The following is a 16882-nucleotide window of genomic DNA, read 5'->3' as shown; positions in this document are numbered from 1 at the left end:
CGGTCACCATCGCTCCCGGGCCCCGGCCCGTGTCACGTGGTTTCATGTGATCTTGTGGCCGGTTGGCCGCAAGTTTTCACTTTCGACAGTGCTACGCGCGTAGAAGCATCGTGGACGCGATACTTTCTCCCCCCGCCCTGTCCCCTCCCTGCCTTCAGCTCCTTCCGCGCCAAGGAGAGTGCGTCATCAACGCGTCCAGCCCGCCCCCCGCCGTAGAACTGCACGGCATCACCAAGCGCTTCCCCGGCGTCGTCGCCAACAAGGACATCGCGATCACCGTCCGCAAGGGCACGGTCCACGCCCTCGTCGGTGAGAACGGCGCCGGCAAGTCGACTCTGATGAAGATCCTCTACGGCATGCAGAAGCCGGACGAGGGGACCATCGCCATCGACGGGGAGCAGGTCTCCTTCACCAGCCCCGGCGACGCCATCGCCCGCGGCATCGGCATGGTGCACCAGCACTTCATGCTGGCCGACAACCTCACCGTCCTGGAGAACGTGGTTCTCGGCGGCGAGAAGCTCTACGGCATCGGCGCGAAGGCCCGCAAGAAGATCAAGGAGATCTCGGACGCGTACGGCCTCGGCGTGCGCCCCGACGCGCTGGTCGAGGACCTCGGCGTCGCCGACCGGCAGCGCGTGGAGATCCTCAAGGTCCTCTACCGCGGCGCCAAGATCCTCATCCTCGACGAGCCGACCGCCGTGCTCGTGCCGCAGGAGGTGGACGCCCTCTTCGACAACCTGCGCGAGCTCAAGTCCGAGGGCCTGACCGTCATCTTCATCTCGCACAAGCTGGGCGAGGTCCTGAAGGTCGCCGACGACATCACCGTCATCCGGCGCGGCACCACGGTCGGCACCGCCGACCCGCGCACCACCACGACCAAGCAGCTCGCCGAGCTGATGGTCGGCTCCGAGCTCCCGTCGCCCGAGACCCGCGAGTCCACGGTGACCACCACCCCGATGCTCCAGGTCGAGTCCCTGACGATCGCCGAGGGCGGCGCGCCCGTGGCCACGGAGGACACCGCGCGCACGCCGGGGCTGCCGGACGCCAACGTGCGCGAGAGCGCGGCCGCCGGCCGCCTCCTGCTCGACGGGATCAGCTTCACGATCCACAAGGGCGAGATCCTCGGCATCGCGGGCGTCGAGGGCAACGGCCAGACCGAGCTCATCGAGGCCCTCATGGGCATGATGACCCCCGACGCGGGCGCCATCACCCTCGACGGCAAGGACATCACCAAGGCCCCGGTCCGCAAGCGGCGCGAGGGCGGCATCGGCTACATCCCCGAGGACCGCCACCGCCACGGACTGCTGCTGGAGTCCTCCCTCTGGGAGAACCGCATCCTCGGCCACGTCACCGAGGCCCCCAACTCCAAGCGCGGCATCCTCGACCCGAAGGCCGCCCGCAAGGACACCGAGCGGATCGTGCGCGAGTACGACGTCCGCACGCCCGGCATCGAGGTCACCGCGGCCTCGCTCTCCGGCGGCAACCAGCAGAAGCTGATCGTCGGCCGCGAGATGAGCCACAACCCGAAGTTCCTCATCGCGGCCCACCCCACGCGCGGCGTGGACGTCGGCGCGCAGGCGCAGATCTGGGACGCGATCCGCGAGGCCCGCCGCGAGGGCCTGGCCGTCCTGCTGATCTCGGCCGACCTGGACGAGCTCATCGGCCTGTCCGACACCCTGCGCGTCATCTACCGCGGCCGCCTGGTCGCCGACGCGGACCCCGCGACCGTCACCCCGGAGGAGCTCGGCACCGCCATGACGGGCGCCGCCTCCGGGCACCTGGAAGCCACCGACAACCACTCCGCCGCCGGCACGGAAACCCGTACCGACTCCCCGGAGGACGAGGCCCGATGAAGAAACTCGACAAGGACCGGCTGCTCCTCGGCTTCGCCGGGCCCGCGCTCGCGCTGGTCACCGCCTTCGTGCTGACCATGGCCGTGCTGGGCGCGACGGGCATCAACCCGATCGAACCGCTGCGCCTGATGGTGGAGAACGCCGGTTTCCAGGACATCCAGATCCTGATCGTGAACCAGGCGGGCACCTACTACCTGGCGGCCCTGGCCGTGGCCATCGGCTTCCGGATGAACCTCTTCAACATCGGCGTCGACGGCCAGTACCGGCTCGCCGCGATGATCTCGGCCGTGGTCGGCACCGCCGTATCCCTGCCCGGGCCGCTGCACATCCTGCTGATCGTGGTCGTCGCCATGCTGACCGGTGCCTTCTGGGCCGGTATCGCGGGTGTCCTGAAGGCCAAGCGCGGAGTCAGCGAGGTCGTCTCCACGATCATGCTGAACGCCATCGCGACCAGCCTGATCGCCTATCTGATCCTGCCGAAGAACCTCGGCGTCCAGCCCGCGGGCTCGAACGACCTGACCACGGGCGACATCGCCTCGTCCGGCTGGTTCCCGGCGCTCCCGATCGGCGACGGCCTGGAGATCTACGGCTTCACCTTCGTCGCCTTCGCCCTGGGCATCGTCTACTGGTTCGGACTGAACCGGACCCGCTTCGGCTTCGACCTGCGCGCCACCGGCGCCAGCGAGTCCGCCGCCCAGGCCTCCGGCGTGGACGCCAAGAAGATGATCATCACCTCGATGCTCATCTCCGGCGCGGTCGCCGGCCTCGCCGGCATGCCGCAGCTGCTGGGCGAGACCCACACGTACAACCTGTCCTTCCCGGCCGGCATCGGCTTCACCGGCATCACCATCGCGCTGCTCGGACGCAACAGCCCGGTCGGCATCTTCTTCGCCGCGTTCCTGATGGCCTTCATCGACAAGGCCTCGGCCTCGCTCGACACGGCCGGGTACGCGAAGGAGATCGGCACGATCATGAAGGGTCTGATCGTGATCGCGGTCGTCGTCTCCTACGAGCTCGTCCGCCGTTACGGGATCCGACGCCAGCAGCAGAAGGTCGGCGAGGAACTCGCCGCCGGCGGCGCCATCAAGACCGACAAGGAGGTCGCGGCGTGAGCACCAGCACCGTTTCCGCGACGAGCGCCGCCCCCAAGAAGCCGGGCGGCCGCAAGAAGCTCACCCTCCCGTGGATGATGCTGATCATCGCGGGCGGCCTCGCGCTGATCTCGCTGGTCCGCGTGATCAGCGGCGCGAACGACCTGACCTCGGTCGGCCAGGTCTCCGGGGCGCTCTCCCTCGCCGTGCCGATCGGCCTCGCCGGACTCGGCGGCCTGTGGGCCGAGCGCGCGGGCGTCGTCAACATCGGCCTCGAAGGCATGATGATCCTCGGCACCTGGTTCGGTGCCTGGGCCGGCTACCAGTGGGGCCCGTGGACCGGCGTCATGGCCGGTCTGATCGGCGGCGCCATCGGCGGCCTGCTGCACGCGATCATCACGGTCACCTTCAACGTCAACCACATCGTCTCCGGTGTGGCCATCAACATCCTGGCGCTGGGCTTCACCCAGTACCTGTCGAACTTCACCTTCGCGGACGCCGCGGGCGGTTCCTCCAAGCAGTCCCCGCGCGTCGAGCCGATCTACAAGATCACGGTGCCAGGGCTGTCGGACTGGATGTCGACCCTCCAGGGCAAGCACTGGTTCTTCATCTCGGACCTCGCCGGCGTCATCGGCGGGCTGGTCACCGGCCTGTCGCTGCTGACCGTCGTCGCGCTGCTGCTGATCCCCGGCACCTGGTGGGTGCTGTGGCGCACCACCTTCGGCCTGCGGCTGCGCTCCTGCGGCGAGAACCCCGTCGCCGCCGAATCGCTCGGCGTCAACGTCTACAAGTACAAGTACATCGCCGTCATCGTCTCGGGCGCCCTCGCGGGCCTGGGCGGCGTGTTCCTGTCGATCGTGGCCAGCCCGATCTACCAGGAGGGCCAGACCGGCGGCCGCGGCTACATCGGCCTCGCCGCGATGATCTTCGGCAACTGGATGCCGGGCGGCATGGCGCTGGGCGCCGGCCTGTTCGGCTTCACCGACAGCCTCAAGCTGCGCGGCGGCGCGGAGAACGTCCACGCGATGCTGCTGCTCCTCGCGATCCTCCTCGTGCTGGTCGTGGCCTGGCAGCTGTACAAGAAGAAGTACGTCCAGGCCGGCATCTCCGCGGCCTTCGCCGTGCTGCTGTTCGTCTGGTACGCGCTGACCGACGCGGTGCCCAGCCAGTTCGTCGACGCCGCCCCGTACCTGACCACGCTGCTGGTGCTCGCGCTGTCCGCGCAGCGCCTGCGGATGCCGAAGGCGGACGGCATGCCGTACCGCAAGGGCCAGGGCAAGTGAGCACCGCTCCCGACTGGGAGTCCCTGCGCGAGGCCGCCCGGGAGGCCATGTCCCGGGCGTACGCCCCGTACTCGGGCTTCCCGGTCGGCGTCGCGGCGCTGGTCGACGACGGGCGCACCGTCGTCGGCTGCAACGTGGAGAACGCCAGCTACGGGCTCGGCCTGTGCGCCGAATGCGGCCTGGTCTCCTCCCTCCAGGCCACGGGCGGCGGCCGGCTGACGCACTTCACGTGCGTGGACGGCAAGGGCGAGATCCTCGTCCCGTGCGGGCGCTGCCGCCAGCTGCTGTTCGAGTTCGGCGGCGCCGAGCTCCAGGTGGAGACGCCCGAGGGCGTCCTGCCGCTCTCCGCGATGCTGCCGCAGGCCTTCGGGCCCGACCATCTGAGATAGCCGTACCGACGGCCCTCCGCCCCTGCCGGGCGGGGGGCCGCCGTCCTTCCACCACCGGTCACCGGTAACCCCTCTCCTGTCTCTATGCGCGTAGAAGGAAGCACTTCCATGGACGTCATCTCCGTCATCCGCACCAAGCGGGACCGCGGTGAACTGAGCCCCGAGCAGATCGACTGGGTCATCGACGCGTACACGCGCGGTGTGGTCGCCGACGAGCAGATGTCGGCGCTGGCGATGGCCATCCTGCTCAACGGCATGAACCGCACCGAGATCGCCCGCTGGACCGCCGCGATGATCGCGAGCGGCGAGCGGATGAACTTCGACTCCCTCTCCCGCCCGACCGCGGACAAGCACTCCACGGGCGGCGTCGGCGACAAGATCACCCTGCCGCTGGCCCCGCTCGTCGCCGCCTGCGGCGCGGCCGTGCCCCAGCTCTCCGGCCGCGGCCTCGGCCACACCGGCGGCACCCTGGACAAGCTGGAGTCCATCCCCGGCTGGCGCGCGCTGCTCTCCAACGAGGAGATGCTGCACGTCCTGGAGACCACCGGCGCCGTCATCTGCGCGGCCGGCGACGGCCTGGCCCCGGCGGACAAGAAGCTCTACGCGCTGCGCGACGTGACCGGCACCGTCGAGGCCATCCCGCTGATCGCCTCCTCGATCATGTCGAAGAAGATCGCCGAGGGCACGGGCTCGCTCGTCCTGGACGTGAAGGTCGGCACCGGCGCCTTCATGAAGAACATCGAGGACGCCCGCGAGCTGGCCCGGACCATGGTGGGCCTGGGCACCGACTCGGGCGTCAAGACGGTCGCCCTGCTCACCGACATGTCCACCCCGCTCGGCCTCACCGCCGGCAACGCGCTGGAGATCCGCGAATCGGTCGAGGTGCTGGCCGGCGGCGGCCCCTCGGACGTGGTCGAGCTGACCCTGGCCCTGGCCCGCGAGATGCTGGACGCGGCGGGCATCAAGGACGCCGACCCGGCGAAGGCGCTGGCCGACGGCTCCGCGATGGACGTGTGGCGCCGGATGATCGCGGCCCAGGGCGGCGACCCGGACGCGGCCCTGCCCGTGGCCCGCGAGCAGCACGTGGTCACCGCCCCCGCGTCGGGCGTGCTCACGCGCCTCGACGCGTACGGCGTCGGCGTCGGCGCCTGGCGCCTGGGCGCGGGCCGCGCCCGCAAGGAGGACCCGGTCCAGGCGGGCGCGGGCATCGAGATGCACGCGAAGCCGGGCGACACGGTCACGGCGGGCCAGCCCCTGATGACCCTGCACACGGACACCCCGGAGAAGTTCGACTACGCCCTCGCGGCGCTGGACGGCACCTTCGACATCGCCGCGGCCGGCACGGCCTTCTCGGCGACCCCGATCGTCCTGGACCGCATCGCGTAACACCGCGCAGGACCGAGGCCGAGCCCTTCCCCGGCTCCATGAGGGGGAGGGCTTCGCCGTGCCCGGGCCCGCGCCGGTGCTCCAGCCGGCACAGGTGGCCCGGTGGGCAGGCTTCATCCGGCCGTTCCGTGCGCCCGCCGATGAGTTCCGGCAGGTGGGGGAGTCACCCCCACGTGACGATCAGACGGCTCGTACTGCCCGGACCCGGCCCGGCCGGACACGACACCGCGCGGCTGTGCGCCCGCCTGGCCCGCCTGTACGAGGACGGGGCCACGGCCGTGGAGTGCGACGCTGGGGCCGTCACCGCCCCCGGCCTCGCCGCCGTCGAGGCCCTGGCCAGGCTCCGGCTCGCCGCAGGGGGCCGGCCCTTCCGGGTCATCGGGGCCGGCCCCGCGCTGCGCGCCCTACTGGACCTCGTAGGACTCGTCGAGCTGCTCGGGGAGCCCGAAGAGCGGGAACCACCGGGCGGTGTCGAGGAAGGCGTTGAGCCCGACGATCTTCCCGTCTGACACCTCCAGCACCTGGAGCGCCCACGGGGTCCAGCCCGGCCGCCCGTCCTCGCGGGGCCGGTACTGGCCGAAGGCCGGCATGCCGTTCGCCGTGGTCGGGACCAGGCGTGAGCCCTTGCAGCCGATGCCCTGGTTCAGGTGCCAGGCCGCGATGTCCGCGTGGCCCTGGAGCCACAGGTCGAACGGCGGCATCGACAGCACCGCGTCCTCGTGCAGGAGGGCGGTCAGGCGGGTGATGTCATACGCCTCGAAGGCGGAGAGGTACTGCTCCAGCAGCTTCGCCTGGTCGCTGTCCAGTGGGTCCGCGGCCTCGCTCTCGCGCATGCGGGTGGCGGCGAGCGTCGCCCGGGCCCGTTGCAGGGCGCTGTTGACCGACGCGACGGTGGTGTCCAGCAGCGTCGCGACCTCGTCCGCCTTCCAGGCCAGCACCTCGCGCAGGATCAGCACCGCGCGCTGTTTGGCCGGCAGGTGCTGGAGCGCCGCGACGAAGGCGAGGCGTACGGACTCCTTGGCCAGCGCCATCTCCGCCGGGTCGGCGGTCTGCGGCAGCACCCGGCCGTCCGGGACCGGCTCCAGCCAGGTCACCTCGGGCCGCTCGTTGAGCTGGGCGGAGGCCTGGTGCTGCGGGGCGCTCAAATCCATCGGGCGGGCCCGCTTGTTCCCCGCGGTCAGCAGGTCCAGGCAGACGTTCGTGGCGATCCGGTACAGCCACGAGCGCAGGGAGGAGCGCCCTTCGAACGTGGCGAAGCTGCGCCAGGCACGGATGTACGTGTCCTGCACCGCGTCCTCGGCGTCGAAGGCGGAGCCGAGCATCCGGTAGCAGTAGCCGGTGAGTTCGACGCGGTACCGGTCCAGCGCGGCGTCCAGCCCGGGTCCGAGGTCGGTGGTCTCCGTCATGTCCCTTGATCCCCCTACTGGTTGTGGATGCTTCGGAAACTACCCGAGGCCTCTGACAACCGCAGCCCGGCACGCGGTGGCGAAACGTCGCCCTAGCGTGCCCACCGGGCCCGCACCACCCCGTCCGCGTCGGGGAGCACGGCGGTGACCAGGGGGTGGTGCTCGTCGGCGTAGACCGGCAGCAGTGCCGCGGCCCGGGCCCCGGCGAGCACCTGCGCCAGCTCCGCGCGGTCCTCCTCGTCGACGTGAGCGCTCGAGATCCGGCCGTCCGCGTCCTCCCACACGCACTCGAGGCTGAACTCCCCGGGGAGCCCCGCGAGCAGCCCGGCGGTGTCGGCCGACAGCCCCGGCCAGACGTGCAGGAGCGCGCGCGGCGCGAGCCCGGCCCGCACGGCGTCGAGCGACCTGCCGCTGCCGATCCGGTGCCAGCGCGTCCAGGCGTGCTGCTCCTCGATCAGTCCCGCCTCGCCGCGGGCCGCGCTCGCCCGGACCTGCTCCCAGAACCCCTCGTCGGCGGGCCGCAGCTCGTACGGGCCGTCGAACTCGGGTTCGTACGGCGAGACCTCGATCGGCTCCGCGAAGATCCCGAGCTCCCAGGTGCGGGCCACGGCCCCCTCGCAGGACGTGTGGGAGCCGACGTAGACGTACAGGTCCCACCCGACCTCCACGGCGAAGACCTCGCGCGCCCCCTCCGCCCCCTCCAGTCGGCAGTAGGGGCCGTCGCCGCGGAGCATGCCGCGCAGGAGCTCGAGCGCGACCGGTACCGTCACCCGCGCCCCGTCGTGGAAACCGGCCGGGCCGCCCGGGAACAGCCTGGTCAGCCCGTACCCCTCCACCGCCGGCTCCCGCCCGAAGTGAGCGGACCCGGACCCGCCGGGGACCCGCGGTTCCCGCACGGTGAGCGCCTCGATCCCGCTCTCGTCGGCGAAGGCCGCGACGGCCTCCAGGTACGCGGCCTCGACCGGCCCGTGGTCGCTGTCGGTGTCCTCCGACCCCCGGTAGGTCCCGTCGGGCGCCCGGTCGGCGGGGTCGTACTTGGTCACCCGGTAGGCGTAGGGCAGGAACGGCACGTCAGTCCTCGTCTTCCCCGTCGCCCGGCGCTCCGTACGCCGGGATGGTCCACCGCAGCACGCTCTCACCCGCGCGCTCCTCCAGCGACACCGGGTACACCTGCCCGTACGCCCGCTCCCCCCGGTGCCGCATGGAGTGGTCCCCACCGTCCCACCCGAGCCCGAGCACCCGGCACCCCCCGACCTCGACGACCCCGGCCCGCAGCGGGTGGTCCGCCCGGTCTGCGCGCCACTCTCCGCCCCGGCCCTCGAACGCGTCCAGCGCCCGGGCGTCGCCCAGGACCATGCCGCAGCGGTCGACCGGGAGGTCGCCGAGGGGGACCGGGCCGGGGCCGTGGGCTGCGTGGTCCCAAGGGAGGCCGAGCGCGACCTCGAGGACCGAGATCACCGGCTCGCCGTCGAACGGGGAGGGCGCGGTCCACGCCCGGACCGGGAGCGGCCGGTCGGTGGCGGCCGGGACGGCCATCGCCTCGTACCCCCACGTCGCGGGCGCGGCGGCCTCGCCGTCGTGGACGTGGCCGCCGCCCGCTGCCGCCGCGGCGAAGGCCTGCTCGGACCAGGGCCCGTCCCCGTCCCGCCGGTAGTCGATCCAGCCCGCCTTGCCCAGGACGAGCACCCCCGAGGGAACGGTGACCTCGCCCAGCGGCAGCGCCGGAAGGGTCGGCACCGTCCACGACGCCGGCGGGCGGAAATCGCACCACGTGCCGTCGAAGGGGAAGGCGGCCGCTTCGACGAGCGCCGCCACGCGCTCGCCCTCCGCGCGTATCCCGGCGGCCTCGGCCGCGGTCCAGTACACCGGGTGCCCCGTCTTCGCGGCGAAGGACTCCTCGTCCTTCCACCGCCACACCCGGTCCGGGGTGACCGTGATGTCCAGCTCCTGGTCGATCACGCGGACATCCGCACCGGACCGGGCACGGGACTCGAGGTTGACGTACCAGCCCCGGAACTCCTGCTCCTCGGTGAAGGTCCACCACACCGCGTGCCCGGCCCCGGCCGGCTGGAGGATCAGCGCGCCCCCGCGCCGCCACCGGCTCGCCCGCAGCGGGTACGAGCCGCCCGGCGGCAGGTCCCGCAGGTGGGCGCCGGGCGGGAGCTCGGCGCGCCAGACCGGCGAGCCCGGGGCTATCCACAGCAGCAGGCCGTCGGGGCGGTCCTCCACGACGCGGGCCGGACAGATCATGCTGACCGTGTCACCGAGGACCAGATGAAAGTTGACTAGGGGCATGACCGGCGATCATGCCACCCGGGTCCGTCGGTACGGCAGGGCGCCGGTGCGCCATCGCGTCAGGCCGTCAGCGGGCGGGCAGCGCCGCCGCGTGGGCCGCGCGGGCCGCGTGCGACCCGTACAGGGTGATCGAGACGACGCCGGCGACCGCGAGCAGCGCGATGGTGACCGTGGCCGCCCAGCCCGCCGAGTGGTAGGCGAGGGCGCCGAGCGTGCCGCCGGCGCTGGAGCCGACGTAGTACGCCGACTGGTAGAGCGCCGAGGCCTGCGCGCGGCCCGTCTTCGCGGTGCGGCTCACCGCGGCCGAGGCCACGGCGTGGCCCGCGAAGAAGCCCGCCGTGATCAGGACCAGCCCCAGCAGGATCGCGGTGAGGGAGTCCGCGAGGGACAGGAACAGGCCCAGCGCGGTCGTGGTCACCGCCAGGTAGAGCGCTCCGCGCCGGCCCGTGCGGGCCACCAGCTGACCGGCGGCCGCCGAGGAGGCCGTACCGACCAGGTAGACCAGGAAGATCGAGCCGATGACGCCCTGTCCGAGGGAGAACGGCTCGTCCACCAGCCGGTAGCCGATGACGGTGTACACCGCCCCGAACACGGTCATGAACAGCGCGCCGATCCCGTACAGCCGCAGCAGCAGCGGGTCGCGCAGATGGCCGGCGACGGTACGCCCCACCGCGCGCGGGTTCAGTGAGGCCGGCCGGAAGAACCGGGCCCGGGGGAGGAGGGCCAGGAAGGCCGCCGCGCAGGCCAGCGACATCAGGCCGACGGTCAGCACCCCGCCGCGCCAGCCCCACGCCTGCGCCGCCCAGCCGGTGACGAGGCGGCCGCTCATGCCGCCGATGGAGTTGCCCGCCACGAACAGGCCGATCGCGGCGACCAGTGCCTTCGGCTTGACCTCTTCCGCCAGGTACGCCATCGCGGAGGCCGGGATGCCGGCGATCGCCGCGCCCTGGACGGCGCGCAGCGCGATCAGCCACTCCAGGTTCGGCGCGAACGGCACGAGCAGGCCGACGCCGACCGCGACCGCCATCGAGCAGGTCATCATCCGGGTCCGGCCGAAGCGCTCCGAGAGCGCGCTGAGCGGCAGGACGAAGAGCGCGAGCGCGCCGGTGGCCGCGGAGACCGTCCAGCTGGCCTGACCCGCCGTCACGCCGAAGTCCGCGGAGATCGCGGGCAGCAGCGCCTGGGTGGAGTAGAGGAGGGCGAACGTGGCCAGTCCGGCGGCGAAGAGCGCGAGGCTGAGGCGGCGGTAGCCGGGGCGGCCGGGCTCGTGCGCCTCGGCGGCGGGCGCCGCCGCGGTGGCGGGGCCCTGGACGGGCGCTGCGGGAGACGACGGGGTGGAGGCACCCGCGGTGGCGGGTGCCCCGGTATGAGCGGGAGGCATGTCTCCGACCGTAGAGCGGCCCGTTTCATGCGTCCAATGCACAAATTCGCGATAATCAATCCATCCCCGCATCACCGCAGGTCGGATAGGCGCATATCGATGAGTCGTTACGAAGAAGACATGGCTGTGACACATGCGCTGGCCCCGCGCCTCGCGTACTTCGCGGCCGTCGCCCGGCACGAGCACGTCACCCGCGCCGCCCATGAGCTGGGCGTCCCCCAGTCCACCCTGTCGCGGGCCATGGTCCGGCTCGAACAGGACCTGGGCGTCACGCTGTTCGCGCGCAAGGGCCGTACGGTCGCGCTGACCACGGCCGGCCGCTCCTTCCTCGCCTCCGCGGAGCGCTCGCTGGCCGAGATCGCCCGCGCGGCCGGCTCCCTCCAGCAGGACGCGGACCCGGCCTTCGGGAAGGTCGCCTTCGGGTTCCTGCACACCCTGGGCTCCGAGACCGTGCCCGGCCTGATCCGGGCCTTCCGGGCCGACCATCCGGGCGTGCGGTTCTCCCTGGTCCAGAACTACGGCGAGGCCATGCTGGAGAAGCTGCGGGCCGGCGAGCTCGACCTCTGCCTGACCTCGCCGCTGCCCGACGCCCCCGACCTGGTGGCCCGCCGGCTGGACGAGCAGCGGCTGCGCCTGGTGGTCCCCGACGACCACCGCCTCGCCACCCGCAAGCGGATCCGGCTCGCGGAGGCCGCCGAGGAAACCTTCGTCACCCTGGAGCCGGGCTACGGCCTGCGCCGGATCACCGACGACCTGTGCGCCGAGGCCGGGTTCACGCCCCGGGTCGCCTTCGAGGGGGAGGAGGCGGAGACCCTGCGCGGGCTCGTCGCGGCCGGGCTCGGCGTCGCGCTGCTGCCGCCGCCCGCCGTGGCCAGGCCCGGGGTGGTCGAGCTGACGGTCACCGCCCCGCGCGCCGTCCGCGAGATCGGGGTGGCCTGGCGGGACGGGCATCCGGACACGCCGCCGGTGGCGGAGTTCAAGCGGTTCCTGCTGTCCCGTCGGGGTCGGCTGATCCCGGAGCTGGCGGAGCCCCTGGAGCCTCGGCCGGAGGCGTGAGCGGTCCGCCGGCGGCCAGGTCTGCGGCCAGGTCGGCAGCCCTGTCGGCAGCCCTGTCCGCACCGGCCGCCGCCGACAGCAGGAACCCCGCCTGGAAGCGGGACTTGGCGCCCACCGCGCGCATCACCTCCGCGATGTGGCGCTGGCAGGTCCGCTCGGACATGCCGAGCCGCCGCGCGATGGCCTTGTCCTCCAGCCCCTCCGCGAGGAGCCGGACGATGGTCTGGCGGAGCTCCTCGGAGATCGAGCGGGCCTGGTCCGGGCCGACGGTGGTGGCGAAGGGCTCCGCCTGGGCCCAGGAACGCTCGAAGGTCTGCACCATGAAGTGCACGACGTTCGGCTCGCGCACCAGCAGGGCGGCCTTGTCGTCGTCGCGGACCTCCAGCAGGCCGGTGCGCTGGTCGACCAGGATCATCCGCATCAGCCCGTCGCCGACCGTACGGACCTGCGAGCCGAGCGCGGCGACGCGCTCGACGTAGGCGGCCGTGGGCCGGGAGTAGCGGGCGGTGTGCTGGTAGATGGTGCGCAGCCCGACGCCCCGGGCCAGCATCGCCTCGTCCCGGCCGACCGCCTGCTCCAGGATCTCCGGGGAGCGGCCGCCGCCGGGGTGGCAGGTGAGCACCTCGCGCTCGGCCGAACCGACGAGCTCGCGGATCAGGTTCTGCAGCGCCGCCTGGTCGGTGACCAGCTCCAGGCCGTCCACCCCGTCCCGGTCGCGCTGGGTGCTGCCGGCCTCGTACCGCGGGATCAGCGACTCCAGACGGGCGCGCAGCCGGTCCATCTCGTCGTGGGTCTCGCGCATCCGCAGGGTGAGGGGGGCCAGGGTGCGGGCGGTGGCGGCCCGCGGGGAGACCGCGCTCCAGCGCCGCTCGCGCACGGTGCCGTTGCGGCAGGTCTCGGGGCGCGGCTGGAGCAGGTGGGCCGCCGCGAGCTCGGCGACGGCCGCCGCGGCGGGTTCGCCGAGGGCGAGGGAGGCTTCCGCTTCGGTGAAGGCGTGCCGCTCGGCCGCGTACCCGTACAGGCGCAGGGCGACGGGGCTCAACTGCTCCGCTTCATCTGCTGGCATGTGCATATTCGTCCCGGCCTATACCGATTCGTAAACCCCTCGTGTTCCCGCAAGGCGTCAAGACGATGCCCCTGGATCATCGTGAATATATGCCGAACCGGCACAGTGGTACCACGGCGTTCTCGGGGGAGGGCGCGGGCGTCATTGGGTCCGCGCTTCGCCGTCACGGCGTCGCGCCCGTACGCGGGTGCGTGCCTCTGGTGGTCGCGCCGGAGCCGATCGCGCCATCCGACCGTGAGGGGACGGACCGGCCGGTGCGGACGCGCCGCGCGACCACCAGACCCCAGCCTGTCGCGAGCCCGCCGCGGGCCTGTCGTGGGCCGGCCGGCGGGATCCGAGAGGAACGGCCTACCTGCGCAGCAAGCGCCCGTAGCCGGAGGCCAGGGGCATCCGCAGGCCCAGCGGCGGCGGAGCCGCCAGCGCATCGGTGACCGGGCGGGAGTAGCGGCCGGAGAACACGGAGCCCAGGACGAAGTCCACGGACAGCGCGACGACCTCCGCCTGGTGCTCGCGCAGCCCGTGCCCGTCGGAGTGCACCTCGAAGCGGCACGTCGTGCGGTTGGCCTTCTTCGCCCGGGTCGCCAGCCGGAACGACAGCTCCGGGTCGCTGCGCGCGTCGTTGGTGCCGTGCACGATCAGCACCTGGCGCCCCGACAACTGCTTCACCGGTTCGGGGGAGTCGGTCGCGGACTGGCTCGGGAGCGAAGGGGCCAGCGCCAGCACGGAGTTGACGGCTTCGTGGCCCGCGGCGGCGAGCGCCGCCCGGCCTCCCGCGTCGTATCCGGCCAGGCACACCGGCACGTCTCCGTACCGGCGGACCACCTCGTCCGCCGCCCAGGCGGCGTCCTCCTCGCGGCTGCCCCCGCCGTGCACGACCTGGTGCGCGACCAGGCCTTCCGCCATCCCCGCGCGGGCCAGCGCCCGCGCGAGCGGACGTACCGGACCGGGGGACAGTCTGGACGCCCCGGGAAGCAGGAGCACCACACCACTGACCGTAGAGACCGGGCCGGTCGCGCCGGCCGCCCGCCCGAGACGGGCCCCGCGCGCCGACGGCGCATGCTGTGCCATGACGGAACAGTCTCAGACGCCGAGGTGTACGCCACCCGTCCGCGCGGTCACTGTTACATATCGCCTCCGGGCACCGTCTCACTGCTCTACGCGCGTAGGAGCTAGAGTGCGCAGATGACGAGCGAGACCCCCAACCTGCCCACCCCGGATCAGATCCGCCGCTCCCCGAAGGTGCTCCTGCACGACCACCTCGACGGTGGACTGCGCCCCGGGACCATCATCGAGCTGGCCCACAAGGTCGGCTACGAGAACCTTCCCGAGACCGAGGCCGACAAGCTCGGCACCTGGTTCCGGGAAGCCGCGGACTCCGGCTCCCTCCCGCGCTACCTGGAGACGTTCGCGCACACCTGCGCCGTCATGCAGACGAAGGAGGCCCTCTTCCGGGTGGCCTCCGAGTGTGCCCAGGACCTGGCCGAGGACGGCGTCGTGTACGCGGAGATCCGCTACGCGCCCGAGCAGCACCTCGAAGCCGGCCTGACCCTCGAAGAGGTCGTCGAGGCGGTCAACGAGGGCTTCCGCGAGGGCGAGCGCCGCGCGCGGACCAACGGCAACCGCATCCGTGTCGGCGCGCTGCTGACCGCGATGCGGCACGCCGCCCGCGCGCTGGAGATCGCGGAGCTGGCCAACCGCTACCGCGACAACGGCGTGGTCGGCTTCGACATCGCCGGCGCCGAGGCCGGGTTCCCTCCCACCCGCCACCTCGACGCCTTCGAGTACCTCAAGCGCGAGAACAACCACTTCACCATCCACGCGGGCGAGGCCTTCGGCCTGCCGTCGATCTGGCAGGCGCTGCAGTGGTGCGGCGCCGACCGCCTCGGTCACGGCGTGAAGATCATCGATGACATCGAGGTGGCCGAGGACGGCTCCGTGACGCTGGGGCGCCTGGCCTCTTACGTCCGGGACAAGCGCATCCCCCTGGAGATGTGCCCGACGTCCAACCTGCAGACGGCCGCGGCCGCCTCGTATGCCGAGCACCCGATCGGGCTGCTGCGAAAGCTGCACTTCAGGCTCACGGTGAACACCGACAACCGCTTGATGAGCGGCACCAGCATGAGCCGCGAGTTCGAGCACCTGGTCGACGCCTTCGGCTACTCGCTGGATGACATGCAGTGGTTCACCGTCAATGCGATGAAGTCCGCGTTCATTCCTTTCGATGAACGACTGGCCATGATCAATGAGGTCATCAAGCCCGGTTATGCGGAGCTGAAGTCGGAGTGGCTGTTCCAGCAGACCGCTTCGACCAGCGGTTCTGTCATGGCGTAGGCCATGGAATGACGTACTGAGAGCGCCCGGGGGGAGCAATTCCCGGGCGCTTTCTCGTATTTAATGATGTTTGCGGGCGGGGGTTTGAAGTGACTAGTTTGCGGAGCCGCTCATTTCCCCGTCGCAAGGACGATCCTTCATGAAGCAGTCAGCTGCCAAGACCCTCGGTGTCGCCGCTCTCGGTGCCGCCTTCGCCGCCGTCGCCGGCGGGACCGCCTCGGCCTCCGTCCCCGCCGTCGGTCTCGGCGAGGCGCTGGGCACCGTCCAGGGCCTCACCAGCCAGCAGCACGTGAGCCCCGAGGGCGGCCAGCAGGCCCCCCAGGCGACGGACCCGGCCGCCGCGCTCGGCACGGTGACCGGTCTGCTCGGCGGTCTGCCGACCAGCGGCCTCGGCGCCTGATCCGCTCCGGATCCCGCGAGGAATTCGTACGCGATCCGTACGCGATTCGCACGCACGCCCGCGCGGTGCACACCTCTTCGAGCAGGTGTGTGCCGCGTCGCGGCATGTGCCAGGATCACCGCCAACTGCCCACCGAAGCACGGGGTATGAGGTCTCGATCATGCACATGAAGGCATCAACGGCCACGGCCGCACTGCTCCCCGCCCTGCTGCTCGCGGCTGTGGGCTGCAGCAGTACGCACACTCCCGCACCCGGCAAGTCCCCGGACCAGAAGGGCTCCGCGAGCGCGCCCGGCCACACGGCGGCCGCCGACTCTTCGGGAGCCGCGGGATCCACCGGGGCCACGGGCTCCTCCGCCGCGCCCAAGCGGGCCGGCACCAGGCTGGAGCGCTCCGCCCTGGAACAGGGCGACCTGCCCGGCTACCAGATCTCCGCGAACGGCAAGAACCCGAACGCCCCCGACGGTCAGCCCCAGTCCGACCGCAAGGCCTGTCAGCCGCTCGCCGACATCATGGGCGACAAGCCCGACCCGGCCGCGCGCGAGACGGTCAACCGCGGCGTCGGCTCCCAGAAGCAGATGGGCCTCGCGATCTCCGCCTCCGTCAGCTCCTACGCCGAATCCGACGCCAAGGCGCTGATCAGCCGGCTCAGGGACGCCGTCGCCGCCTGCGGCACGGGCTTCACCGCCACCGTCGAGAAGCAGAGCGGCAGCTACCGCGACGTGAAGGCCGCCGACTACAAGACCGACGGCGACGAGAGCGTCAGCTGGACCACCAGCGCCTCCGCCGAGGGCGCCGCCGCACAGGTGCACGTCGTCGTCGTACGCCAGGGGGACTCCGTCGTGCGCCTCATGGCCCTCAACGTCACGGGCGGCCGGCAGACCCCCCAGGTCCCGCACGAGGTCACGGACAAGCAGCTCCAGAAGGTCCGCGCCGCCCGCTGACC

16 protein-coding genes are annotated in these 16882 nt (G+C 72.2%); 10 read left to right on the top strand and 6 right to left on the bottom strand.

The window, feature by feature from the left end:
• Window positions 1–185: 185 nt before the first annotated feature.
• The 6 genes from DRB96_RS20230 (at window position 186) to DRB96_RS20205 (ending at window position 6511) form a co-directional block, all read left to right on the top strand.
• On the top strand, window positions 186–1853 hold the full coding sequence (locus DRB96_RS20230) for an ABC transporter ATP-binding protein (protein WP_239516824.1): 1668 nt from the start codon (window positions 186–188) through the stop codon (window positions 1851–1853).
• Entirely contained in the window at window positions 1850–2965 is a 1116-nt protein-coding gene (locus DRB96_RS20225) for an ABC transporter permease (RefSeq protein WP_112449715.1), read from the top strand. The genes DRB96_RS20230 and DRB96_RS20225 overlap by 4 nt, the downstream gene beginning before the upstream one ends.
• Window positions 2962–4227: an ABC transporter permease gene (locus tag DRB96_RS20220; protein WP_112449714.1), complete on the top strand. Its 1266-nt coding sequence runs from the start codon at window positions 2962–2964 to the stop codon at window positions 4225–4227. Before DRB96_RS20225 ends, DRB96_RS20220 begins: the two co-directional genes overlap by 4 nt.
• Window positions 4224–4616, top strand: coding sequence for a cytidine deaminase (locus DRB96_RS20215; RefSeq protein ID WP_112449713.1), 393 nt, complete (start codon window positions 4224–4226; stop codon window positions 4614–4616). Before DRB96_RS20220 ends, DRB96_RS20215 begins: the two co-directional genes overlap by 4 nt.
• A gap of 108 nt (window positions 4617–4724) precedes the next feature.
• Window positions 4725–6002: a thymidine phosphorylase gene (locus DRB96_RS20210; protein WP_112449712.1), complete on the top strand. Its 1278-nt coding sequence runs from the start codon at window positions 4725–4727 to the stop codon at window positions 6000–6002.
• 173 nt (window positions 6003–6175) lie between these two features.
• Window positions 6176–6511 carry an STAS domain-containing protein gene (locus DRB96_RS20205; protein ID WP_239516266.1) on the top strand — a complete coding sequence of 112 codons (336 nt, stop codon included), beginning with the start codon at window positions 6176–6178 and terminating at the stop codon, window positions 6509–6511.
• Here DRB96_RS20205 and DRB96_RS20200 read toward each other — a convergent pair.
• From DRB96_RS20200 to DRB96_RS20185, 4 genes are all read right to left on the bottom strand, one after another.
• On the bottom strand, window positions 6407–7408 hold the full coding sequence (locus DRB96_RS20200) for a sigma-70 family RNA polymerase sigma factor (RefSeq protein WP_112449711.1): 1002 nt from the start codon (window positions 7406–7408) through the stop codon (window positions 6407–6409). The two genes, DRB96_RS20205 and DRB96_RS20200, sit on opposite strands and share 105 nt — an antisense overlap.
• A gap of 92 nt (window positions 7409–7500) precedes the next feature.
• Window positions 7501–8478: an RNA-binding protein gene (locus tag DRB96_RS20195; RefSeq protein ID WP_239516267.1), complete on the bottom strand. Its 978-nt coding sequence runs from the start codon at window positions 8476–8478 to the stop codon at window positions 7501–7503.
• A 1-nt stretch (window position 8479) separates the two neighbouring features.
• Entirely contained in the window at window positions 8480–9703 is a 1224-nt protein-coding gene (locus DRB96_RS44745; RefSeq protein ID WP_239516268.1) for a DUF402 domain-containing protein, read from the bottom strand.
• Window positions 9704–9770: 67 nt separating this feature from the next.
• Window positions 9771–11084: an MFS transporter gene (locus DRB96_RS20185; protein WP_112449710.1), complete on the bottom strand. Its 1314-nt coding sequence runs from the start codon at window positions 11082–11084 to the stop codon at window positions 9771–9773.
• 99 nt (window positions 11085–11183) lie between these two features.
• On the opposite strand from DRB96_RS20185, the gene DRB96_RS20180 reads away from it, so the two are divergent.
• The gene (locus DRB96_RS20180; protein ID WP_112449709.1) at window positions 11184–12140 is read left to right on the top strand and encodes a LysR family transcriptional regulator; all 957 of its coding nucleotides are present in this window, start codon (window positions 11184–11186) and stop codon (window positions 12138–12140) included.
• Here DRB96_RS20180 and DRB96_RS20175 read toward each other — a convergent pair.
• Both DRB96_RS20175 and DRB96_RS20170 read right to left on the bottom strand, forming a co-directional pair.
• On the bottom strand, window positions 12061–13206 hold the full coding sequence (locus tag DRB96_RS20175) for a helix-turn-helix transcriptional regulator (protein ID WP_239516269.1): 1146 nt from the start codon (window positions 13204–13206) through the stop codon (window positions 12061–12063). The two genes, DRB96_RS20180 and DRB96_RS20175, sit on opposite strands and share 80 nt — an antisense overlap.
• Window positions 13207–13554: 348 nt before the next feature.
• Window positions 13555–14274, bottom strand: a complete 720-nt coding sequence (locus tag DRB96_RS20170) for an alpha/beta hydrolase (RefSeq protein ID WP_112449708.1) — start codon at window positions 14272–14274, stop codon at window positions 13555–13557.
• A 114-nt stretch (window positions 14275–14388) separates the two neighbouring features.
• Here DRB96_RS20170 and DRB96_RS20165 point away from each other — a divergent pair, with 114 nt between their 5' ends.
• The 3 genes from DRB96_RS20165 (at window position 14389) to DRB96_RS20155 (ending at window position 16880) form a co-directional block, all read left to right on the top strand.
• Complete coding sequence (locus tag DRB96_RS20165) at window positions 14389–15537, top strand: adenosine deaminase (RefSeq protein ID WP_112449707.1); 1149 nt, start codon at window positions 14389–14391, stop codon at window positions 15535–15537.
• A gap of 139 nt (window positions 15538–15676) precedes the next feature.
• Window positions 15677–15937, top strand: a complete 261-nt coding sequence (locus tag DRB96_RS20160; protein WP_112449706.1) for a hypothetical protein — start codon at window positions 15677–15679, stop codon at window positions 15935–15937.
• A 166-nt stretch (window positions 15938–16103) separates the two neighbouring features.
• Entirely contained in the window at window positions 16104–16880 is a 777-nt protein-coding gene (locus tag DRB96_RS20155; RefSeq protein WP_239516270.1) for a hypothetical protein, read from the top strand.
• Window positions 16881–16882: the final 2 nt, after the last annotated feature.

It is taken from the genome of Streptomyces sp. ICC1, assembly GCF_003287935.1.
Classification (GTDB): Bacteria; Actinomycetota; Actinomycetes; order Streptomycetales; family Streptomycetaceae; genus Streptomyces; species Streptomyces tritrimontium.
This window is presented reverse-complemented; position numbering and strand designations above follow the sequence as displayed.